21 protein-coding genes and 1 tRNA gene are annotated in these 19,817 nt (G+C 70.1%); 17 read left to right on the plus strand and 5 right to left on the minus strand.

The genetic code is table 11. The features are described 5' to 3' along the window. Window positions 1-40 precede the first annotated feature (40 nt). The 9 genes from HMPREF1529_RS16105 to HMPREF1529_RS09445 all read left to right on the plus strand — a co-directional run bounded on the left by HMPREF1529_RS16105 (window position 41) and on the right by HMPREF1529_RS09445 (window position 6,522). On the plus strand, window positions 41-202 hold the full coding sequence (locus tag HMPREF1529_RS16105) for a hypothetical protein (protein WP_005052456.1): 162 nt from the start codon (window positions 41-43) through the stop codon (window positions 200-202). Then, complete coding sequence (locus HMPREF1529_RS09415) at window positions 199-504, plus strand: metal-sensitive transcriptional regulator (protein WP_016464641.1); 306 nt, start codon at window positions 199-201, stop codon at window positions 502-504. Before HMPREF1529_RS16105 ends, HMPREF1529_RS09415 begins: the two co-directional genes overlap by 4 nt. Before the next feature lie 73 nt (window positions 505-577). Beyond that, window positions 578-649, plus strand: a tRNA-Gln gene (locus HMPREF1529_RS09420). Between the two features lies 1 nt (window position 650). Beyond that, window positions 651-2,123, plus strand: coding sequence for a bifunctional UDP-N-acetylglucosamine diphosphorylase/glucosamine-1-phosphate N-acetyltransferase GlmU (glmU, locus tag HMPREF1529_RS09425; RefSeq protein ID WP_016464642.1), 1,473 nt, complete (start codon window positions 651-653; stop codon window positions 2,121-2,123). Then, window positions 2,098-3,132, plus strand: a complete 1,035-nt coding sequence (locus HMPREF1529_RS09430) for a ribose-phosphate diphosphokinase (protein WP_016464643.1) — start codon at window positions 2,098-2,100, stop codon at window positions 3,130-3,132. Before glmU ends, HMPREF1529_RS09430 begins: the two co-directional genes overlap by 26 nt. A gap of 95 nt (window positions 3,133-3,227) precedes the next feature. Next, window positions 3,228-3,500, plus strand: a complete 273-nt coding sequence (locus HMPREF1529_RS16490) for a cation-transporting P-type ATPase (protein ID WP_084675234.1) — start codon at window positions 3,228-3,230, stop codon at window positions 3,498-3,500. A 72-nt stretch (window positions 3,501-3,572) separates the two neighbouring features. Next, a complete protein-coding gene (locus HMPREF1529_RS09435; protein WP_016464644.1) occupies window positions 3,573-4,073 on the plus strand; it encodes an FMN-binding protein in 501 nt (166 codons plus the stop codon). Continuing rightward, complete coding sequence (locus HMPREF1529_RS09440) at window positions 4,070-4,972, plus strand: FAD:protein FMN transferase (RefSeq protein ID WP_016464645.1); 903 nt, start codon at window positions 4,070-4,072, stop codon at window positions 4,970-4,972. The genes HMPREF1529_RS09435 and HMPREF1529_RS09440 overlap by 4 nt, the downstream gene beginning before the upstream one ends. Beyond that, window positions 4,972-6,522, plus strand: a complete 1,551-nt coding sequence (locus HMPREF1529_RS09445; RefSeq protein ID WP_016464646.1) for an FAD-dependent oxidoreductase — start codon at window positions 4,972-4,974, stop codon at window positions 6,520-6,522. Before HMPREF1529_RS09440 ends, HMPREF1529_RS09445 begins: the two co-directional genes overlap by 1 nt. A gap of 80 nt (window positions 6,523-6,602) precedes the next feature. Here the strand turns inward: HMPREF1529_RS09445 and HMPREF1529_RS09450 are convergent, their stop codons facing one another. Beyond that, window positions 6,603-8,147, minus strand: a complete 1,545-nt coding sequence (locus HMPREF1529_RS09450) for a sensor histidine kinase (RefSeq protein ID WP_036282863.1) — start codon at window positions 8,145-8,147, stop codon at window positions 6,603-6,605. Then, a complete protein-coding gene (locus HMPREF1529_RS09455; protein WP_016464648.1) occupies window positions 8,144-8,878 on the minus strand; it encodes a response regulator transcription factor in 735 nt (244 codons plus the stop codon). The genes HMPREF1529_RS09450 and HMPREF1529_RS09455 overlap by 4 nt, the downstream gene beginning before the upstream one ends. A 192-nt stretch (window positions 8,879-9,070) precedes the next feature. On the opposite strand from HMPREF1529_RS09455, the gene HMPREF1529_RS16455 reads away from it, so the two are divergent. The 4 genes from HMPREF1529_RS16455 to HMPREF1529_RS09470 are packed head-to-tail and all read left to right on the plus strand — an operon-like array spanning window position 9,071 to window position 12,197. Continuing rightward, window positions 9,071-9,472, plus strand: a complete 402-nt coding sequence (locus tag HMPREF1529_RS16455; protein WP_016464649.1) for a hypothetical protein — start codon at window positions 9,071-9,073, stop codon at window positions 9,470-9,472. Further along, on the plus strand, window positions 9,415-10,362 hold the full coding sequence (locus HMPREF1529_RS09460; protein WP_332248112.1) for an ABC transporter permease: 948 nt from the start codon (window positions 9,415-9,417) through the stop codon (window positions 10,360-10,362). The genes HMPREF1529_RS16455 and HMPREF1529_RS09460 overlap by 58 nt, the downstream gene beginning before the upstream one ends. Before the next feature lie 50 nt (window positions 10,363-10,412). After that, a complete protein-coding gene (locus tag HMPREF1529_RS09465; RefSeq protein ID WP_051120852.1) occupies window positions 10,413-11,138 on the plus strand; it encodes an ABC transporter ATP-binding protein in 726 nt (241 codons plus the stop codon). Window positions 11,139-11,183: 45 nt separating this feature from the next. Continuing rightward, on the plus strand, window positions 11,184-12,197 hold the full coding sequence (locus HMPREF1529_RS09470) for a magnesium and cobalt transport protein CorA (RefSeq protein WP_016464652.1): 1,014 nt from the start codon (window positions 11,184-11,186) through the stop codon (window positions 12,195-12,197). 64 nt (window positions 12,198-12,261) lie between these two features. Here the strand turns inward: HMPREF1529_RS09470 and gndA are convergent, their stop codons facing one another. Next, the gene (gene gndA, locus HMPREF1529_RS09475; RefSeq protein WP_016464653.1) at window positions 12,262-13,755 is read right to left on the minus strand and encodes an NADP-dependent phosphogluconate dehydrogenase; all 1,494 of its coding nucleotides are present in this window, start codon (window positions 13,753-13,755) and stop codon (window positions 12,262-12,264) included. Window positions 13,756-13,784: 29 nt separating this feature from the next. Further along, a complete protein-coding gene (locus HMPREF1529_RS09480) occupies window positions 13,785-14,714 on the minus strand; it encodes an NAD(P)-dependent oxidoreductase (protein ID WP_016464654.1) in 930 nt (309 codons plus the stop codon). A gap of 101 nt (window positions 14,715-14,815) precedes the next feature. On the opposite strand from HMPREF1529_RS09480, the gene HMPREF1529_RS09485 reads away from it, so the two are divergent. The 4 genes from HMPREF1529_RS09485 to HMPREF1529_RS09500 all read left to right on the plus strand — a co-directional run bounded on the left by HMPREF1529_RS09485 (window position 14,816) and on the right by HMPREF1529_RS09500 (window position 19,026). Beyond that, on the plus strand, window positions 14,816-15,877 hold the full coding sequence (locus HMPREF1529_RS09485) for a D-2-hydroxyacid dehydrogenase (protein WP_016464655.1): 1,062 nt from the start codon (window positions 14,816-14,818) through the stop codon (window positions 15,875-15,877). Window positions 15,878-15,914: 37 nt separating this feature from the next. Next, complete coding sequence (locus HMPREF1529_RS09490; protein ID WP_016464656.1) at window positions 15,915-16,712, plus strand: IclR family transcriptional regulator; 798 nt, start codon at window positions 15,915-15,917, stop codon at window positions 16,710-16,712. Between the two features lie 132 nt (window positions 16,713-16,844). After that, window positions 16,845-18,263, plus strand: a complete 1,419-nt coding sequence (locus HMPREF1529_RS09495) for an MFS transporter (protein WP_051120831.1) — start codon at window positions 16,845-16,847, stop codon at window positions 18,261-18,263. 28 nt (window positions 18,264-18,291) lie between these two features. Continuing rightward, entirely contained in the window at window positions 18,292-19,026 is a 735-nt protein-coding gene (locus HMPREF1529_RS09500; protein ID WP_016464658.1) for a fumarylacetoacetate hydrolase family protein, read from the plus strand. 16 nt (window positions 19,027-19,042) lie between these two features. Here HMPREF1529_RS09500 and HMPREF1529_RS09505 read toward each other — a convergent pair whose 3' ends face one another. Next, window positions 19,043-19,747 carry a FadR/GntR family transcriptional regulator gene (locus HMPREF1529_RS09505; protein WP_016464659.1) on the minus strand — a complete coding sequence of 235 codons (705 nt, stop codon included), beginning with the start codon at window positions 19,745-19,747 and terminating at the stop codon, window positions 19,043-19,045. Window positions 19,748-19,817: the final 70 nt, after the last annotated feature.

Raw genomic sequence — 19,817 nt, forward strand, 5'->3', positions numbered from 1 at the left:
TCCCTGGCACGACCGACGAACAACGAACAGGAGAACTCCCATGTGCTCAGCAGTGACCTGCCGAACCTGCGGCAAGACGACGTGGGCCGGCTGCGGCCAGCACGTCGACCAGGTGATGAAGAACGTGCCGGCATCCCAGCGCTGCCCCGGCCACGAGCAGGCAGCCGGCGGCGGCTTCCTCGCCCGCGTGTTCGGGCGGTGACGACGAACGTGTCCGCATCCGACGCGGCGACGGCGCACGACGGCGCCGCGCAGCGCAAGATCGCCAACCGTCTGCGCCGTGCGCGGGGCCAGCTCGATGCGGTCATCGCCGCCGTTGAGGAGGGAAAGCCCTGTCGCGACGTCGTGACGCAGTTGGCTGCCGTCTCCAGCGCGCTGGACCGCGCCGGCTTCGCCATCGTGTCCACGGCGCTGCGGGAGTGTCTGTCCGATCCGGAGGGTGCAGCCGCGGAAGACGGCGTCACCGCCGACGAGCTGGAGAAGCTCTTCCTCATGCTCGCCTGAGCACGGCGATGCGGTCATCCGGGGTCGGGACTGGCAGACTGGAGCGGCACACCCGCCGTCTCGTGGGGTGCGGTCCGCCGTAGTGTAACGGCAGCACGACAGCCTTTGGAGCTGTGAGGTTCAGGTTCGAATCCTGGCGGCGGAGCATGACAGAGAACAGGTTGGATGCGTCCCTCGCCGTCGTGATCCTCGCCGCGGGGCAGGGTACGCGGATGCGCTCGTCGCTGCCGAAGGTGCTGCACCGCATCGGGGGCCGCCCCCTCGTCGGGCACGTTCTCGACACGGCGCGCGACCTGTCGCCCGCCCACGTTCTCGTCGTCGTCCGGCACGAAAGGGATCTCGTCGCCGATGCGGTGACCGGTATCTCGCCCGAGGTCGTCGTGGTCGACCAGGACGAGATCCCGGGCACGGGTCGCGCCGTCGAAGTCGCCCTGGACGCCGTCCCCGATTTCGACGGCGACGTGCTGGTGCTTTCCGGTGACGTCCCCCTGCTCGATGCCGAGACGCTGAGCGCCCTCATCCGAGACCACCGCTCGTCCCGGGCTGCGATCACACTGCTGTCGGCCGTGCTCGACGACGCGACCGGCTACGGCCGTGTCGTGCGCGCCACCAACGGCGGCGTGGAGCGCATCGTCGAGCAGAAGGACGCCACGGCCGCGGAAGCGGCGATCACCGAGATCAACGCGGGCGTCTACGTCTTCCAGGCGGAGATGTTGCGTTCGCAGCTGGCGCGTGTGGGCACCCAGAACGCGCAGGGCGAGAAGTATCTGACCGACGTCGTGGGCCTGGCCCGCACCGCGGGGCTCGCCGTCACGGCATCCGTCGTCTCCGACGTCTCGCTGACGCTCGGCGTCAACGATCGCGCGCAGCTCGCCGAGGCCGGGCGCCTGCTCAACGCGCGCACCGTGCGCCGGTGGCAACTCGACGGCGTCACGATTCAGGATCCGGCGACGACCTGGATCGATGTCACCGCGACCCTCGCGCCCGACGTGACGGTGTTGCCCAACACTCACATCCTGCGCGCCACCGCCGTGGCTGCCGGCGCCACGATCGGACCCGACACGACGCTGGAGGACTGCGAGGTGGGCGAGAACGCCGTCGTCCGCCGCACTGATGCGACTCTCGCCGTCATCGGGGCGGGCGCCTCGGTCGGACCGTTCGCCTATCTGCGGCCGGGTACCGTGCTGGCCGACGGAGGCAAGATCGGAACGTTCGTGGAGACGAAGAACTCCACCATCGGCGCAGGCAGCAAGGTTCCCCACCTGTCCTACATCGGCGACACGACGATCGGACGTGGCGTCAACCTCGGCGCCGGCGCGATCACCGCGAACTACGACGACATCGCCAAGCATCGCACCGAGATCGGTGACGAGGTGCACTCCGGCTCGCACAACGTCTTCGTCGCGCCCGTTAGGATCGGAGATGGCGCCAAGACCGGTGCCGGTGCGGTGATCCGGAAGGACGTCCCGCCCGGAGCTCTCGCCTTGAGCGTTGCCCCCCAGCGCAACGTCGAGGGGTGGGTCGAGAACCACCGACCGGGAACGGCCGCGGCCGCGGCTGCCGCACGTTCCCGCACTGCACAGGAAGCGGACCATGGCGCGCAAGAAGCACACGGTTGACCTGGACGTCGAGCGCGGGATCGCCCCCGGACTCGTCGCCAAGACCAAGAAGCGTCTGGTCGTCGCCAGCGGCAGCTCGCATCCGACCCTGTCGCATGACGTCGCCCAGGCGCTCGGCACCGAGCTGGTGCCCACCGAGCACCGCACCTTCGCGTCCGGCGAGATCCTGACCCGCTTCGAGGTGTCGATCCGCGGCTGCGACGCGTTCATCATCCAGTCCTTCGGGCCCCCGGTGAACGAGTGGCTCATGGAGCTGCTGATCATGCTGGATGCCGCCAAGCGCGCCTCCGCGAAGCGCATCACCGTCGTGGCTCCGTACTACCCGTATTCGCGGCAGGACAAGAAGGGGCGCGGCCGCGAGCCGATCAGCGCTCGCCTCGTCGCCGATCTGCTGAAGACGGCCGGCGCCGACCGCGTCATGAGCGTCGACCTGCACGCCGCTCAGATCCAGGGGTTCTTCGACGGTCCCGTCGATCACCTGTTCGCCAAGCCCGTGCTGCTCGACTACTTCCAGAAGAGCCTGTCGGTCGAAGACCGTGCCAAGCTCACGGTCGTCTCGCCCGACACCGGTCGCGTGCGTGTCGCCGACCAGTGGTCCGACTCGCTCGGGGCGCCCCTCGCGATCATCCACAAGCGCCGCGACCCGAACGTCGCGAACCAGGTGACCGTCAACGAGATCGTGGGGCACGTCGATGGCCGCGTGTGCCTCCTCGTCGACGACATGATCGACACCGGCGGCACGATCGTGAAGGCGGCTCAGGCGCTGAAGGCCAACGGCGCCGAGCGGGTCATCGTCGCGGCGACGCACGCGGTGTTCAGCGCGCCGGCCACCGAGCGTCTGCAGGATGCCGCGATCGACGAGGTCGTCGTCACCGACACGATCCCTCTGCCGTCCGAGAAGCGCTTCCCGGGGCTCACGATCCTTCCCATCGCTCCGCTGCTCGCGCGCGCGATCAAAGAGGTCTTCGAGGACGGCTCCGTCACGAGCATGTTCGACGGCGCCGCCTGAGCCCGCCGCCCCCGGTCGCGGCGGCGTGAGCGTCGCCGGACGTCATCCTGGCGATCGCACCCGCGGCGGCGAAGCGCGCCTCCTCGGATCGCGGTATGAGCGCCCACGCTGCTGCCGACGTCGAACTCACCGTTGCCGCCCCGCACGCCGCTGACGTCGCGGAGGTTCGCCGCCTGCTTCGCGTCGGAGAGGACGGCCTGACGGCGGACGACGCGCGAGCCCGACATGCTGTCACCGGGCCCAACCTTCTGCCTGAGCCGAAGCGCCGTGTTCCTCGCGGTAGAGGTGTTCAAGGCGCTGCGCAGCCGCCCGGTTCTCAATGCGAATGCATAGGAAAACGCAGGGGTCTCGTCCGAGCGCGCCGCTAGCGTGGAAAGCGCCATCGCGATGCGTCCCCCCCCGCATCTGAAGCGGCAGGGCACGACAGAAGGAGGACCATCATGATCCGCACCACCGCCGTACCCCGTTCCGTCCGCACCGGCGCTGCTGCCGCCTCGGTGTTCGGAATGATCGCCCTCGCGGGCTGCTCGGCCACCACGACGAGCACCGCGTCGCCGTCGACCGCCCCTGCCGACGAGTCCACCCCCTCGACGGCGTCCTCGGCTCCTGCCACCGGCAGCACCGGGGCCGCCGCCGCCGGCAGCGTGTACAAGGACGGCACCTACTCGGCCGACGGTTCGTACGCGACCCCCGAGTCGGTCGAGACCATCTCGGTGACGGTCACGCTCGCCGGCGATGTCATCACCGACGTGCAGGTCAGCGGAAATCCGACCAAGAGCGAGTCGAAGCAGTATCAGAGCCAGTTCATCGGCGGAATCAGCTCCGAGGTCGTCGGCAAGAAGATCGAGGACATCTCGGTGTCGCGCGTCGCCGGTTCGTCGCTGACCAGCGGTGGATTCAACAAGGCGATCGAAGAGATCAAGACCGAAGCGAAGGCGTGACCGCGCCCGACGCGCCCGACTCGTCCACGCCCCCCGCTTTCCGCTGGGAGTTCGAGGCGATCGGCACGCGCTGGCGCATCGACACGGCCGTGGAGTTGTCCGCCACGGTGCGCTCCGAGGTCGGTGTTCTGATCGACGCGTTCGACCGCGCGTGGTCGCGATTTCGGCCCGATGCCGAGATCGCCGCGCTCGCGACGGCGGCAGGATCCATCCCGGCGCCCGTCGATGCGGCGCCGATGCTGGATCTGTTCCTCGCGCTGAGCGAGGCCACGGCCGAAGCCGTCAACCCGCTCATCGGCGACGCGCTCGCGCGCCGTGGCTACGACGCCCAGTACGGGCTCGTGGACCACGGCGCGCAAGCCGCTCCGGCGGGATGGTCGCAGCTGCTGACATGGGGCGGCGATCGGCTCACCCTGCGCACGCCGGCGACGATCGATGTCGGAGCGCTCGGCAAAGGGCGCCTCGCCGACCGCGTGCTGCGTCGCGTCGCGGCGCACGTGGAGGGTGCGGTGACGGTCGACGCCGGCGGCGACATCGCTCTGCGCGGCAGCGAGACGATCGCACTCGAGCACCCCTTCGACCCGACGCGCGCGATCGGGGTGTGGCGGGTGACGGATGCCGCGCTCTGCGCGTCCGCGATCCAGCGCCGCGCCTGGCCGGCCGCGGACGGCGGGGGACTGCATCACGTGCTGGACGCGCGCACCGGAGAGCCGGTGCGCATGATCGCCGCGACGTGGGTGGTCGCTGCCGATGCCATGACCGCCGATGCCGCCGCCACCGCGCTCTTCTTCGACGGCGGACCCGCGTTCGCCGACGCTCACGCCGCGGCGTGGGTGCGTATGATCACCGACGGCCGCGTGGAGTGGTCGCCCGACAGTAAGGCACAGTTGTTCCTGTGATGAGCTCACTCACCGCGGCATGGAGTCGCGCCCTGGCGCTGCTCGGTCGCGTATCGATGTACCGCCTGGTCGTTCTCGCGCTCGTCGTCCTGGCCGCGATCGCTCTCGTGCTGTCCTTCGCGGGAGCGGTCGGACCCTCGCCGTGGGAGCTGCTGGTTACCCTCCTCGTGCTCGCGTTGGTCTGTGCCGCGACCGATGCGATCGCGCACCGCGTGCTCGGCAAGGACTGGCGGTGGGAGTCGTCGCTCGTCACCGTGCTGATCCTGCTGTTCGTCCTGCGCTCTACGGTGGAGCCGGCGGCGCTCGTGGGCATCGCCGTCGCGGGACTCGTAGCCTCGGCATCCAAGTACCTGCTGGTCTGGCAGGGACGCCACATCTTCAATCCCGCTGCGGTCGGCGCGACGGTGCTCACGGTGTTGAGCGTGTGGCTGCCGGACCTGGGCTCGTCCGCATGGTGGGTGGGTTCCCCCTTGCTCGCCGGACCCGTCATCCTGCTCGGCCTCGTCGTGCTCGTTCGCACCGAGAAGGTGCGCATCATCGCGCTCTTCCTCGTCGTCGCGGTGGCGGTCGCCTTCGTGCGCACCACGCTGCAGTACCAGCAGGCGGGGCTCGCACTCGATGCGGGGACGGTGTTCTGGAACATCCTCTGGTCGTCGCCGTTCCTGTTCCTCGGCGCTTTCATGCTCTCCGAGCCGCTGACGCTGCCCCCGCGCCGGTGGCAGCAGTTCGCGGTCGCGGCGGTGGTCGGCGTCCTCGCCGGCTGGCCCGTCGACGTCGGCGACGTCAGTCTCGGTCAGGAGCGCGCGCTGCTGGTCGGCAACCTCATCGCCTTCGTCTTCGCCCTACGTACGGCGGTGCGCCTCACCTTCCAGGAACGTGTCGCCCTCACGCCCACCGTGTGCGAGCTGTCGTTCCGGGCGGAACGGCGCTTCCGTTTCATCGCGGGGCAGTATCTCGAGCTCGAGGTGCCGCACCCCCGCCCCGATGCGCGTGGCACGCGCCGGGAGTTCAGCATCGTCTCGGCCCCGGAGGAGCTGCCGGAGGTGCGCATCGCGCTGCGCGAAGGATCGCAGTCCAGCTACAAGAAGGCGCTCGCGCTCGTCGAGCCGGGCCAGCAGCTCGCGGTGACCGGCGTGTGGGGCGACTTCGTCCTGCCGGCGCGCGCGTCGGCGCCGGTGCTCATGGTCGCCGCCGGCATCGGCGTCACGCCCTTCGTCTCGCAGCTGCGCCACCTGCGCCTGTCGGGGGAGCAGCGTGACGTGGTGTTCGTCTACGTCGCCGCGGATGCCGAAGAGCTCGCGTTTCGCGACGAGCTCGAACACGCCCGCATTCCGGTGATCGTCTTCACTCGCACCGAGCCAGACACGCTTCCCGGGCACTGGACGTGGGCGCAGGGCGTCCGTCTGGATGCCGCGGGACTGCTGCAGATGGTGCCCGATCTCGCGTCGCGGCATGCCTACGTGTCGGGTCCGCCGCGTCTCATCGCGGATCTCGCCCCCGCCCTCGAGAAGGCTCGGACACTCACGACGGACGCCTTCTCGGGTTACTGATCGGCACCGCACCCGTGGTGCGGGGGCCGCGTGCGCCCGGTCGTCGGGGCGGTCTCGGCCCCGGTCGCGCGCAGCCCGGGTCAGGCCGGCGCGTCGGCCGCGTGCGGGGCCGCCGGGCGCGCCGGCAGTCGTACCTCGAACTCGGTGTGTCCCGGTTCGCTGTTGACGGAGATCGTGCCGTGGTGCGCGGTGACGATCGCCTTCGCGATCGACAGGCCCAGGCCGGTACCTCCGGTCTGGCGTGCGCGGGAGGCGTCGCCGCGCGCAAACCTCTCGAACAGCTCGCCGGCGACCACCGGATCGATGCCGGGACCGTTGTCGGTGACGCGCACGACGGCGTCGCCCTCCTCGACGGCGACGCTCGCGGTGACCGTCGTTCCTGCCGGCGTGTGCACGCGGGCGTTGGTGAGCAGGTTCGCCACGACCTGATGCAGACGCATCGCATCTCCGGCGACGACGACCGGTTCTTCGGCGGCATCCAGCTGCCATTCGTGTCCCGAGCCGGCGACCTGTGCGTCGGCGACACTGTCGACGACCACTCGCGTGAGGTCGACGGCGCCGTACACGAGTTCCTTGCCCTCGTCGAGTCGAGCCAGCAGCAGCAGGTCTTCGACGAGCGCCGTCATCCGCAGGGAGGCGGACTGGATGCGCTCCAGGCTCTGCTCCGACTGCTCGGCGCTGATCGCGACCTGGGCCGGTGTGGCCGCGTCGCCGGCGGCGTTCACGGTTCGCAGCGACCGCAGGGAAAGCTCGGAGTAGCCGCGGATCGCCGCCAGGGGAGTGCGCAGCTCGTGGCTGGCGTCGGCCACGAACGAGCGCATGCGTTCCTCGTTGCGTTGCCGGGCGGCCAGTGACACGTCGATGTGGTCGAGCAGAGTGTTCAGTGCCGCACCGACACGCCCGATCTCATCGCTCGCATCGGCTTCGGATGCCGGGACGCGCTCGGAGATGGTGACGTCGCCCGAGTCCAGCGGCTGCGCAGCGACGCGTGTCGCCGTGGCGGCGACGGCCCGAAGCGGCCGAAGGGAATAGCGGATCACCACGGCGATGACGGCCGCCAGCAGCAGCAGCCCTCCGGTGGTGACGAGGGCGACGGTCGTCAGGATCTGCGCAATGGTCGTGTTCACGGTCGACACCGGCAGCCCGACCGCGATCGCGTAGGGACCGGCGCCGGTGGTGAACAGCCGGTAGGTGCCGATGTCGTCCACCGTCCCCGTCGCGGAGGGACCGGAGTCGAATGCGTTGGCGATCTCGAGCACCTGTGCGTCCGTCAGCGACTTCACGCTGTTGCCGTCGAGGTACGCCCCGTCAAAGCCGCTCGCCGACCTCACGATCAGCAGCACTCCGGGAGTTCGCACGCGCGCATCCTGCAGCACGGTGTACGCGGACTGCACGGTGCCGAAGTCCACCTTCTGCGAGAGCAGTTGCGCGCTGACACTGGCTGCCGCATCGCGCACCTGTGTGTCGAGCTGGCCGGACAGGATGTTGCCGAGCAGCGCGCTGGTGGCGACGCCGATCATCGCCAGAATCAGCGTGACCATGCCGACGACGGCCGCGATCAGTCGCGTCTGCAGGCTCCATTGCGGTCGCCGTCGGACCTTCTTCGGCGCAGGCGCTGCGCTCACTGCGGAGCTTTGATCATGTAGCCCACGCCGCGCACCGTGTGGATGAGCGGGTCACGGCCCGCGTCGATCTTCTTCCTCAGGTAGGAGATGTACAGCTCGACCACCGAGGAGCGCCCGCCGAAGTCGTAGTTCCAGACGCGGTCCAGGATCTGGGCCTTCGACACGACGCGACGCTGGTTGCGCATGAGGAAGCGCAACAGCTCGAACTCCGTCGCCGTCAGCTCGATCTCGGTGTCGCCGCGCATGACCTCATGGGAGTCCTCGTTCAGTGTCAGCTCACCGACGCGCAGGACGGGGTCGGCGCCGCCCGCTGTCGCGGTGCCGGCGCGGCGCATCAGACCGCGCAGACGCGCGACGACCTCTTCCAGGCTGAACGGTTTGGTGACGTAGTCGTCGCCGCCGGCGGTGAGGCCCGCGACGCGGTCGGCGACGGCATCCTTCGCCGTGAGGAAGAGCACCGGCACATCGTTGCCGGCGTGACGCAGTCGCTGCAGCACCGACATGCCGTCGAGGTCGGGCATCATGATGTCGAGCACCATGGCGTCGGGATCGAACTCGCGCGCCTGCGCGAGCGCGTCGAATCCCGACCCCGCCGTGCGGACCTCCCAGCCCTCCATGCGCAGCGCCATCGAGAGCAGGTCCGTGAGCATCTGCTCGTCGTCGACGACGAGGACGCGAAGCGCCGACCCGTCTGGGCGGTGCAGGACAGGGGAGGCGGCGAGAGCGGTCATGGCTCCATTGTGCTGCCGGTACTGTGAAGAACCTATGCGTCGCGCTATGAGCCCGCTGTGGATTGCAGCAGGCTCTGCCGAGTGGCTCATAGCCACTTCCTCAGTCGCCCTTCGATCGCGCATCGAAACGGCTCGTACGTTCGTCGCGTCGGCGCACCGAGCACCCGGGCTCCCTCGCCAGAAGGAGACGCGATGTATTGGACGTATCTGCGCCGTGAGCTGTCCGGCCGCAAGAAGCAGACCACGATCGTGGCGATCGGCCTGGCCGTCGCGGTCGCGCTGGTCATCATGGTCAACGCGCTGTCCGCGGGCGTGCGCGACGCCCAGTCGGAGGCCCTGGCCTCGGTATACGGCGTCGGCACCGACCTCACCGTCACCGGCGCGCAGGCCCAGCCCGGCTCGAACACGCGCGGTGGTCGCTTCAACTTCGAAGGCGGCGGCGGCCAGACCGGCGCGGACGGGACGACCACCCTCAACCAGTCGCGCCTGGTCACCGGGTTCGGTCGCAGCACGCTGGACGCGTCGGTGCCTTCGGCGTGGATTCCTTCAGCGTGCTCGGCGTCGACCCGGGCGCCACCGCCGCGGGGCCGTTGACGGCTGCCACCGTCAGCGGCGGACGCGCGCTCACCTCTTCTGACGCGGGTACGGATGTCGCCGTGGTCGACGCGACCTACGCGGCCAGTGCCTCTCTCGCCGTGGACGGCACCATCGATGTGGCGGGGACGCCGTTCCAGATCGTCGGGATCGTCGCGTCCTCGTCCTCGTCGGCCGACACCGCCGCCAACGTCTACATTCCGCTCGATGTCGCACAGAAGCTCTCCGGCGCGGGCGACGTCGTGTCCACGGTGTACGTGCAGGTCAGCTCGAGCGATCGCATCGCCGCGATCCAGTCCGCGCTCAAGGCCGCCCTCCCCACGGCGACCGTCAGCTCGCAGTCGGATCTTGCCTCGACCGTCTCGGGCTCGCTCGCCAGCGCGAGCTCGCTGATCACGAACCTGGGCACGTGGCTGTCGATCATCGTCCTCGTGGTGGCCGTCGCTCTCGCGGTCCTGTTCACGATCTCGGGTATCTCCCGACGCACCCGTGAGCTGGGCACGCTGAAGGCCATCGGGTGGTCCAACGCGCGTGTGGTCGGCCAGGTGGCGGGGGAGTCCGTGGTCCAGGCCCTCATCGGCGGTGTCATCGGCGTGGCGCTCGGCCTCATCGGCGCGCTGATCATCAGCATCATCGCCCCCACGGTGTCGGCCTCCGCGGGCGCGACCGCCGGCCGAGGTCCGGGCGGGGGTGGTCGCGGTGGGGGAAGCGGGTTCGGCGGTCAGCTGGCGCAGACGACAACCGAGATCGCCCTGCACGCGCCGCTGTCGCTCTGGATCGTCGGGCTCGCTCTCGTGCTCGCCGTCCTCGGCGGACTGATCGCCGGCGTGTTCGGTGGCTGGCGTGCCGCCCGTCTCAGCCCCGCAGAAGCACTACGGGCGGTCTCGTGAGCACCCCGGCCGCCCCCACCGACATCCACCATCTCGAAGGAATGACCGACATGACCGTGATCGATGACACCATCGCTACCCCTGCGCCGACCGCGGCGGGAGCGGCCTATCGCTTGACGTCCGTGACGAAGACCTACCGTCAGAAGGGCAGGGAGGTGAAGGCCTTGACGGGGGTCGACCTGCAGATCGAGGCAGGAGAGTTCGCGACGATCCAGGGTCCCACGGGTGGGGGCAAGTCGACCCTGCTTCAGATGCTCGGCGCGCTCGACGTCCCGACCAGCGGAACGGTGCTGCTCGGCGACACCGACCTCGCGGCGGCATCCGCGACGGACCTGCAGAAGGTGCGCGCGCACGAGATCGGCTTCGTGTTCCAGGCCTTCAATCTCATTCCCACGCTCACCGCGGCGGAGAACGTCGCCATGGGGTTGGAACCGCTGCGTCTGGACAGTGCCGACCGTCACACCCGTGTCGAGGAGGCGCTCGCGCACGTCGGCCTCTCCGATCGCGGCAGCCACCGTCCGGGGGAGCTCTCCGGCGGGCAGCAGCAGCGGGTGGCGATCGCGCGGGCCATCGCCAAGCGCCCGCGCGTGCTGCTGGCGGATGAGCCGACCGGGAATCTGGATGAGTCGATGCGCGACGAGATCCTCGTGGTGCTCGAACGTCTCTCCGCCGAGGGGCTGACCCTCGTCGTCGTCACCCATGACTCGGCCGTCGCGCGCCGCGCCCGTCGCCGGCTGCGGCTCGACAAGGGCGCCGTCACCGACATCACGGCATGAGAGCGGTGAGGAGCGGGGCCGCCCGGCGGGCCTAGGGTTGCTCTCATGGCTCAGCCCCAATGCGTCGTCTACGACGGCGGCATCGCTCACCCCACCGACGCCGCTCCGGCCGATGCGCTCGCCGAGGCGCGCCGCCGGGGCGGGATGCTCTGGGTCGGCCTGAGTGCCCCGAGTGCTGACGAGGTGAGTGCGCTCGCCGACGTGCTGCAGCTGGAACGGCTCGGCGTCGCGACGGCGCTGCGCACTCATCAGCGGTCGAAGCTCGAGCGCTTCGGCGATCACCTGTTCGTCGTCGTCCAGCCCTCCCAGTACGACGAGCCGACCGAGACGGTGCAGTGCCGCGAAGTCGACCTCTTCGTCGGCCCCGACTTCTTCGTCGTCATCTCCGGCGACGGCGCGGTCGACATCGATCGGATCCGGGCGCTGCTCGACGAGCATCCCGACATCGCGGCTCGAGGGCCCCTGGGCGTGCTCTGGGGAACGTTCGAGTACGTCACGCGCGGGTACCGGTCCGTCATGGACGAGATCGAGCACGACATCGACGAGATCGAGGAGGAACTGTTCGGGGAGGACGAGGGCGTCTCCCGGCGGATCTTCGCCCTGCAGCGCGAGGTCATCGACCTGCGGCACGCGACGGCGCCGCTGCCGGCGATGATGGACCGCCTGGAGCACTACGTGAGTACACGGATGCCGAGTGGTGAGGCCCCCGGATATCGGGAGATCGCCGATCGTGCCCGCTACATCGACGCGCGAGTGGCGGCGTTTCGCGAAACCCTCGACAATGCGCTGACGATCCACGCGACGATCGTCGACCAGCGACGCAACGACCAGATGAGCGAGATGACGCGCACGAGCATCGAGCAGAACGATCAGGTCAAGAAGATCTCGTCCTGGGCCGCCATCGGCTTCGCGCCGACGCTCGTCGCCGGCATCTACGGTATGAACTTCCACGACATGCCCGAACTGTCATGGCCGTGGGGGTATCCCTTCGCCATCGCGCTCATGGCGGCCGTCAGCACGGGGCTGTATCTGGTCTTCAAGAAGAAGGACTGGATCTAGGCCTTTCGACTCGCGGCTGAGCAGGGCGGGTCGAAACGCCCCCGCTCAGCCGCGCCGCGGGCGGTCAGTGGGTGTCTTCGGCCTCCACCTCGGTGCGGTCACCCGACCACAGCGTGTGGAAGGTGCCGTCCTTGTCGATGCGCTTGTAGGTGTGCGCACCGAAGAAGTCGCGCTGGCCCTGAATGAGGGCGGCGGGAAGGCGGCGGGCGCGCAGCCCGTCGTAGTAGGCCAGCGACGACGAGAAGGCGGGAGCGGGGATGCCGGCGGCGGCAGCCAGCGCGACGATGTTGCGCCACGCGTCCTGCGCGCGCGTCAGCGCGTCGACGAAGTACGGCGCGGTGAGCAGAACGGCAAGGTCCGGCTCGGCTTCGTACGCGTCGGCGATCCGGTTGAGGAACTGGGCGCGGATGATGCAGCCGGCGCGCCAGATCTTGCTGACCGCGCCGAGGTCGATCGACCAGTCGTAGTGCGCGGCGCCGGCGCGGATCTCGTCGAATCCCTGCGAGTACGCGACGATCTTCGACGCGTAGAGGGCCAGCCGCACCTGCTCGATGAAGGCGTCCGCGTCGGCGCCGGTGAGGTGCTCGCCGGTCGAGTCGTCGGGACCCGGCAGTGCGCCGGAGATGGAACGCTGCTCGGGGTGGCTCGACAGCGATCGCGCGAACACCGCCTCGGCGATGCCCGAGACGGGAACTCCCAGGTCGATCGCGGTCTGCACGGTCCAGCCGCCGGTGCCCTTCGCGCCGGCCTGGTCGAGGATGACGTCCACCAGCGGGGCGCCGGTCTCGGCGTCGACCTGGCGGAGCACCTCGGCGGTGATCTCGATCAGGTAGCTCTCCAGCTCGCCCGTGTTCCACTCGGCGAAGACGTCGGCGATCTCGGCGGGCGACGTGCCCGTGGCGCGGCGGATGAGGTCGTAGGCCTCCGCGATGAGCTGCATGTCGGCGTACTCGATGCCGTTGTGCACCATCTTCACGAAGTGGCCGGCCCCGTCGTGGCCGATGTGGGTCACGCAGGGCTCGCCTTCGGCGACCGCCGCGATCGAGCGCAGGATCGGACCGAGGGTGACCCACGCCTCGTCGGGTCCGCCGGGCATGAGCGACGGGCCGAGGAGCGCGCCCTCCTCGCCGCCGGAGACACCCATTCCCACGAAGTTGAACCCGCGCTCGCGCACGGCCTTCTCGCGACGGATCGTGTCGGTGAACAGTGCGTTGCCGCCGTCGATGATGATGTCGCCGGGCTCGAAGACGTTCATGAGCTCGTCGATGACGGCATCGGTGGGGCCGCCGGCCTTGACCATGATGAGTGCCGTGCGCGGCTTCTGCAGGCTGGCGGCAAACTCCTCGTAGGAGAAAGCGGGGACGAAGCCGGCCTCGGGGTGCTCGGCCACGAGCTCGTCGGTCTTGGAGTGCGAACGGTTGTACACCGCGACGGTGTTGCCCTCACGCGACGCCAGGTTGCGGGCGAGGTTCGAGCCCATGACCGCGAGTCCGACGACTCCGATGTTGGCCGTGGGCGACACGGGCGTGGTGGTCTCGGCAGCGGTCTGTTCGGGCACGTCGAACTCCTCAGGGGTCGGTCGGGGATTCACGTCTCAGCGTAGTCCGCCCCGGGTGCGACAGGCGTCGGATGACGACGCGCGGTCAGGCGACGCGTGACCGAGATGTCGCGGTCGCCGAGGCCCGCGTCCACGAGCTCGTCGAAGAGAGCGCGCAAGGCGGGCAGCAGGGCGGTCGCGGTGTGTGTGGATGCCGCGACGTCGGCGGCGAAGCCCAGATCCTTCACCATGTAGGCGGCGGCTCCCGAGGGGCTGTCGTCACCGGCGACAAGGCGGTCCTTGCGGCTTGCCAACAGGTTCGACCCCGCGTAGCCGCCCGCCAGCAGCGACCACAGCGCGTCGAGATCGAGCCCCGATCGCGCGGCGAGTTCTGTCGCCTCTCCGAGAGCGACGATGGTCGCGGCGACGACGAGCTGGTTACAGGCCTTCGCGACCTCGCCGGCGCCCAGGGGGCCGAGGTGGACGGGCGTGCCACAGGGGGAGAGGATCTGTGCGGCCAGGGCGGCGTCGGCATCCGTCCCGCCGAGCATGATCGACAGTGTGCCGGCGCTCGCGCCGTCGACGCCTCCCGAGACCGGGCAGTCCACGACCCGCACACGGCCCCCGCTCTGCCGGTGGAGTCGTTCGGCGATCGCGCGCACGCCGGTCGGCGAAGAGGTCGAACCGATCAGCAGGAGCAGGTCTCCGGCGCCGGCGAGCAGGCCGTCGTCGCCGTCGAGGAGTTTCTCGAGGTCGGGGAGGTCGGGCAGCATGACGAGAACGGCGTCGCTCTGCGCGGCGAGCTCGCGGGGCGTGCCCGCGGCGCGCGCGCCGACGTCGACGAGATCGGGCCGCGGTGCGCGCGACCAGATCGCCAGCCGCCCGCGGGCGCGGATGAGACGATGTGCCATCGGCGTGCCCATGGCGCCGGTGCCGATCATTCCGAGGCGGACGTCCTCCGCTGTGAGAGACGATGTCATGACGACACTGTAGACAAAGTCCAACAGGATGGACAGTGTTCAGTAAAATGAACCTGCGATAGAGTGGCCGCCGACCACGTCCACCCGATGAAGGGAAACGAATGTCGGATCACGCCGTCCGCACACTGCGCGCCGTCGCCGCCGTACCGCTGCGGGAGGACCTGTGCCGACTGATCGAGCAGCTGGAGCCGCGCGTCCACATGGTTCGGGAGCCCGAGCTGCTTCCGCCCATGCGCGGCGCCGCCGACTGGTCCGGCGACCCCGCGTTCCGGCGCACGCCCGCCCAGCAGCGCCGCTTCGACGACCTGGTCGACTCGGCCGACGCCTTGTTCGGCATCCCGGATGTCGATCCGGCGGCGCTCGCACGCACGGTCGCGGCCAATCCGCGGCTGCGGTGGGTCATGACCACGGCGGCCGGTGGCGGCGCGCAGGTGCGGGAAGCGGCGCTTGCGCCCGAGGCGCTGCGGCGCATCGTCTTCTCGACCACCGCCGGCGTCCACGGGGGAGCGCTCGCCGAGTTCGCGGTGTTCGGCGTGCTCGCCGGTGCGAAGGACCTGCCGCGTCTGCGCGCCGACCAGGACTCCCACACGTGGCCACTGCGATGGCAGATGCGCCAGATCGATGAGATGACGGTGCTGATCGTCGGGCTCGGCGGCATCGGGTCGGCCTGTGCGCGGCGCTTCGCCGCCCTCGGCGCGACGGTGTGGGGCACGACCCGTTCGGGGGAGTCGGTGGAGGGCGTGGACCGCCTCGTTCCGCTGGAGGAGCTCGCGTCGGCGATCTCTCAGGTGGATGCCGTCGTGGTGACGCTGCCGGGCACGACGCAGACCCACCATCTCATCGACGCCGCCCTCCTGTCGGCGGCGCGTCCGGGTCTGATCCTGGCCAGCGTCGGACGCGGCAGCGTCATCGATGAGGCGGCGCTGCTGGAGGCGCTGGAGGACGGCACGGTCTCTTTCGCCGCCCTCGACGTCTTCGAGGCGGAGCCGCTCGCGCAGGACTCGCCGTTGTGGTCGCACCCCCGCGTCCTGGTGAGCCCGCATACGGCGGCCCTCGACAGTCGGGAGGAGGAGCGGATCGCGCGTCGGTTCGCCGCCGACGCGACGCGTCTGCTCGATGGTGCCGCGTTGCACGCCGTTGTCGATACGGTCGAGTTCTACTGACATCGACGCGCGGCGGTGTGCGTCGTGAAGGAGGACCATGACCGACGACCTCGACGACCGCGCGGCACGCGACCCCGCTCCCGCCGTCACCCGCGGCATCCGCCTGCTCGAACTCCTCGCGGACGCGGGGCGCCCGCTCACGCTGACCGAGATCGCGGGAGGACTGGGCCTGGCCAAGTCCTCGACCGCGAACCTGTGCCTGGCGCTGGAGGCGGCGCGCATGATCGAGCGGGGTGCGCAGGGCTATCGCCTGGGCCTGCGAACCGCCGAGCTCGGCGGAGCCTTCGCCGCGCAGTTCAATCAGGTGCGCGAGTTCTACGGTGTCTGTGACGCGTCACCGGTCCTCGTGGCCGAGCTCGTGCAGGTGGCGATCCTCGACGGGGCCGACGCGCTCTACATCGCCCGGCACGAGGGCTCGCGCGCGGTGCGGATCGGCACGCCGCTCGGCTCCCGCCTTCCGGCGGCGCTGAGCGCGACCGGGCGGGCCATGCTGTCCACGCTCTCGGATGCCGAGGTCACCGCGCTCGTGGGTGCCGATGCCGCCTCGTCGTCCGCCGCTGACCCGGTCGGTCGTGAGCTCAGCGGGCTGCTGCGGCGCCTCGCGGACGTGCGCGAGCGCGGCTGGGCGCTGGATGCCGAGGAATCGTGGCCCGGCATCGTCGGGGTGGCCGTGCCGCTGGAAGGGTGGGCGCCGGGCGACCCGCAGCTCGCCATCGGCGTGGGACTGCCTGCGGGTGAGGCGGACGAGCGCCGGATCGCGGAGGTGGCGGCCGCGCTCAACGACGCTGCGCGCCAGCTCACGAATCCGTTCAGCGCGGCCGCCCGTCGGAGGTGAGTGTCGCGACCGATCGCCGCCGGCGTGAGGTGTCGCAGCGGGTTCGGAACACCTGAATCCAACATATTGAACATCGTTCACTGGGTTGATACTCTGATCGCACACGCGGCCGTGCCGTGCCGATCAAAGGAGATGGCAGTGACAGACCTTCGAACCCCGGTGGACACCACCTCGGACGACCCCGGATACGCGGCGAACCTGCGACGGGCCACTCTGGCCTCCAGCATCGGCAGCGCTCTGGAGTACTTCGACTTCGCGCTGTATGGGCTGTCGACGGCGCTCATCTTCAATGTGCTGTTCTTCTCGCAGGACGATCCGGCGATGGCGACCGTCGCGGCCTTCGCCACGTTCGGCGTGGGCTTCGTGGCTCGCCCGTTCGGCGGATTGTTCTTCGGGGTGCTCGGCGACCGTCTCGGCCGCAAGTGGGTGCTCGTCATCACGATCCTCCTCATGGGTGGCGCGTCCACCGCGATCGGGCTGCTGCCTACCTACGCCCAGATCGGGCTCTGGGCACCCGCGCTGCTGGTGCTCATGCGCCTGCTGCAGGGCTTCGGCGCCGGAGCCGAGCAGGCGGGCGCCACGGTGCTGATGGCGGAGTACGCCCCCGTGCGCCGACGCGGCTTCTTCTCCGCACTGCCGTTCATCGGCATCCAGGCGGGCACGCTCCTCGCCGCCGTGGTCTTCAGCCTGATCACGCTCCTGCCGGAGGATCAGCTGCTCTCGTGGGGATGGCGCGTTCCGTTCCTCTGCTCCTTCGCGCTCATCCTGGTCGCGCTGTTCATCCGCATGCGCCTGCGCGAGACCCCGACGTTCGTCGAGCTCGAAAAGCACGAGCAGGTCAGCGACCGTCCGATTCGCGAGATCTTCGGTCACGGACTGCCGGGCGTCATCGTCGGCATCGGTCTGCGCATGGCCGAGAACGGCGGCTCCTACATGCTGAACACGCTCGCGCTGACCTTCTTCGTCGCCGTCGCGGGCTCGGGCGCCGACAAGAGCCTGCTCACGTGGGGCGTCACGCTCGGCTCCCTGCTGGGCATCTTCACGGTGCCGCTGTCGGGGGCCCTGTCGGACCGCTGGGGTCGCCGCACGGTCTACCGGATGGGCGCGCTGTTCCTGCTGCTGTACTCCTTCCCGGCGTGGTGGCTGTTGACGCTCGGCGACTACGCGATCGCCATCGCGGTGATCGCGATCGGCATCGGGTTCGGGGTGAACGTGATGCTCGGACCGCAGTGCGCGATGCTCCCCGAGATGTTCGGCAACCGCCATCGCTACCTCGGGGTGGCCATGGCACGCGAGCTGTCGGCGGTGCTGGCGGGTGGGCTGGCTGGTGTGCTCGGGGCCTACCTCATCGCCGTGAGCGGCGGCAACTGGGTGCTGCTCGGCATCTACATGGCCACGCTCGCGCTGATCACGACGGCGGCCACCTTCCTTGTGCCGGAGACCCTCCGGCGAGACCTCACGCGCACCGATGACGCGGTGAAGGTGTCGCGCGACGAGGCCGGCGAGGGCGTGGCGTCGACGACGGTGACCATCCGGACCGTGCGCTGGTGATGCGCCGCATCGGAGCAGGAGCGCCGTCGTGCTGATCGGGAGGGCGCTGATCGACGGCAAGAGCGTGGATGTGCGGTGGAGTCCCGAGGGGCCCGTGCCGATCTCGTTCCCCGATGACCGCGACGCTATCGGAGCGCATCCGCGTGACGTCGCAGCGCCCCGCCCCGATGCCGAGATGATCGCCCCGGCGGCTCCTCTGGTGCTCGTCGGGATCGCGCAGAACGGGCCCGGTCATCCCGCTCCGGTGCAGGCGTGGTTGAAGAGTCCGCGCACGATCGTCCCGTCGGGGCGCTGCGTGCGGTTGCGCCGCGATGCCGGCCGGAGCGTGGCCGAGGGGGAGATCGCCGTCGTGATCGGTCGCGACTGCACGGCTCTGACGGCGGCGACGGCCGACCGGTTCGTGCGCGGCGTGACCGCGGTCAACGATCTCTCCAGTCCCGATCGAGCGGCGATCGACGTCCGCAACTTCGAATCGAAGTCGGGGGTCGGCTACACGCCGCTCGGGCCGTGGATCGATACGCGGGCCGACATCGACCACGTCGCCCTGCGCCTCGAGATCGACGGTGCGGTCGTGGCGCAGACGGATGCCGGGGCCCTGCCCGTCTCCATTCGCGAGTGTCTGGCCTACGTCGCGTCGTGGACGACGCTCGGCCCGGGCGACGTCGTCATGACCGGAGCGCCGTTCAGCGCCGCTCCGATCGAGCCGGGTCAGCGCGTCGAGGTGATCGTCGGTGATGTGAGGCTGACCACGCCCACATCCTGATGATGCTGCCCGCGCCTCAGAGGTGGGCGACTTCGCCGGACACGAGCGTCAGGTGCTCGCGTGCCGAGGCCTCGGCGCCCGCGCCGTCGCGCTCGACGATCGCCTGCGCGGTCGCGACGTGCGCTTCCAGTGTGCCCACGCGCGGCAGGCTCGGCGTGAGGCCGCGCACCGCCCGACCGCGGAGGATCTCGGCGATCGGCTCGCTCAGCTTGCCGAAGAGGGGATTGCCGCCGGCGCGCAGCAGAAGCGAGTGGTAGGCGATATCCGCCTCGAGGTACTCCTCGGAGTCGCCGAGCCCCTGTGCGCCGAGCTCGTTCAGCCGCGTGGCCCACGTCAGCAGGAGCTCGCGTGCGGTGTCGTCGGCCCGCTCGGCCGCCAGGCGCGCCGCGACGGGTTCCACGGCGGCGCGCAGCTCGGTCAGCTCTCGGAGCACGTCGTGGCGACGCGGACCGTCCAGGCTCCACTCGATGACGGTGGCGTCGAGGCTGTCCCACTCTTCGCGCGGGCGCACGACGAGTCCCACCCGGCGTCGAGACCGGAGCAGGCCGTGGGCTTCGAGCACGCGCACCGCTTCGCGCACGACGGTGCGAGAGGCGGAGAACTCCTGCTCGAGTGCGGCGACCGTCATTCCGGCCCCGGGTGCGAGCGTGCCGCCGGCGATCCGGAGGCCGAGGGTCTCGACGATGTGCGCGTGCGACGCGGTCGGGGCGGTGGTGGGCATCGGCGTCCTTCTGTCACGGGACACGCTACCGGGAGGCGGCGCCTCCCGCCGGGTACGCGCGAGAAAAGTA

The organism is Microbacterium sp. oral taxon 186 str. F0373 (assembly GCF_000411455.1).
Taxonomy (GTDB): Bacteria; Actinomycetota; Actinomycetes; order Actinomycetales; family Microbacteriaceae; genus Microbacterium.

Excerpts from the sequence above, each read along its gene's own strand:
- HMPREF1529_RS09495 (WP_051120831.1), top strand. The coding sequence starts at position 16,845 with ATGGCAGTGACAGACCTTCGAACCCCGGTGGACACCACCTCGGACGAC.
- HMPREF1529_RS09465 (WP_051120852.1), top strand. The coding sequence starts at position 10,413 with ATGACCGTGATCGATGACACCATCGCTACCCCTGCGCCGACCGCGGCG.
- glmU (WP_016464642.1), top strand. The coding sequence starts at position 651 with ATGACAGAGAACAGGTTGGATGCGTCCCTCGCCGTCGTGATCCTCGCC.
- HMPREF1529_RS09485 (WP_016464655.1), top strand. The coding sequence starts at position 14,816 with ATGTCGGATCACGCCGTCCGCACACTGCGCGCCGTCGCCGCCGTACCG.
- HMPREF1529_RS16105 (WP_005052456.1), top strand. The coding sequence starts at position 41 with ATGTGCTCAGCAGTGACCTGCCGAACCTGCGGCAAGACGACGTGGGCC.
- HMPREF1529_RS09490 (WP_016464656.1), top strand. The coding sequence starts at position 15,915 with ATGACCGACGACCTCGACGACCGCGCGGCACGCGACCCCGCTCCCGCC.
- HMPREF1529_RS09505 (WP_016464659.1), bottom strand. The coding sequence starts at position 19,747 with ATGCCCACCACCGCCCCGACCGCGTCGCACGCGCACATCGTCGAGACC.
- HMPREF1529_RS16455 (WP_016464649.1), top strand. The coding sequence starts at position 9,071 with ATGTATTGGACGTATCTGCGCCGTGAGCTGTCCGGCCGCAAGAAGCAG.
- HMPREF1529_RS09445 (WP_016464646.1), top strand. The coding sequence starts at position 4,972 with ATGAGCTCACTCACCGCGGCATGGAGTCGCGCCCTGGCGCTGCTCGGT.
- HMPREF1529_RS09435 (WP_016464644.1), top strand. The coding sequence starts at position 3,573 with ATGATCCGCACCACCGCCGTACCCCGTTCCGTCCGCACCGGCGCTGCT.
- HMPREF1529_RS09470 (WP_016464652.1), top strand. The coding sequence starts at position 11,184 with ATGGCTCAGCCCCAATGCGTCGTCTACGACGGCGGCATCGCTCACCCC.
- HMPREF1529_RS09455 (WP_016464648.1), bottom strand. The coding sequence starts at position 8,878 with ATGACCGCTCTCGCCGCCTCCCCTGTCCTGCACCGCCCAGACGGGTCG.
- HMPREF1529_RS16490 (WP_084675234.1), top strand. The coding sequence starts at position 3,228 with ATGAGCGCCCACGCTGCTGCCGACGTCGAACTCACCGTTGCCGCCCCG.
- HMPREF1529_RS09430 (WP_016464643.1), top strand. The coding sequence starts at position 2,098 with ATGGCGCGCAAGAAGCACACGGTTGACCTGGACGTCGAGCGCGGGATC.
- HMPREF1529_RS09480 (WP_016464654.1), bottom strand. The coding sequence starts at position 14,714 with ATGACATCGTCTCTCACAGCGGAGGACGTCCGCCTCGGAATGATCGGC.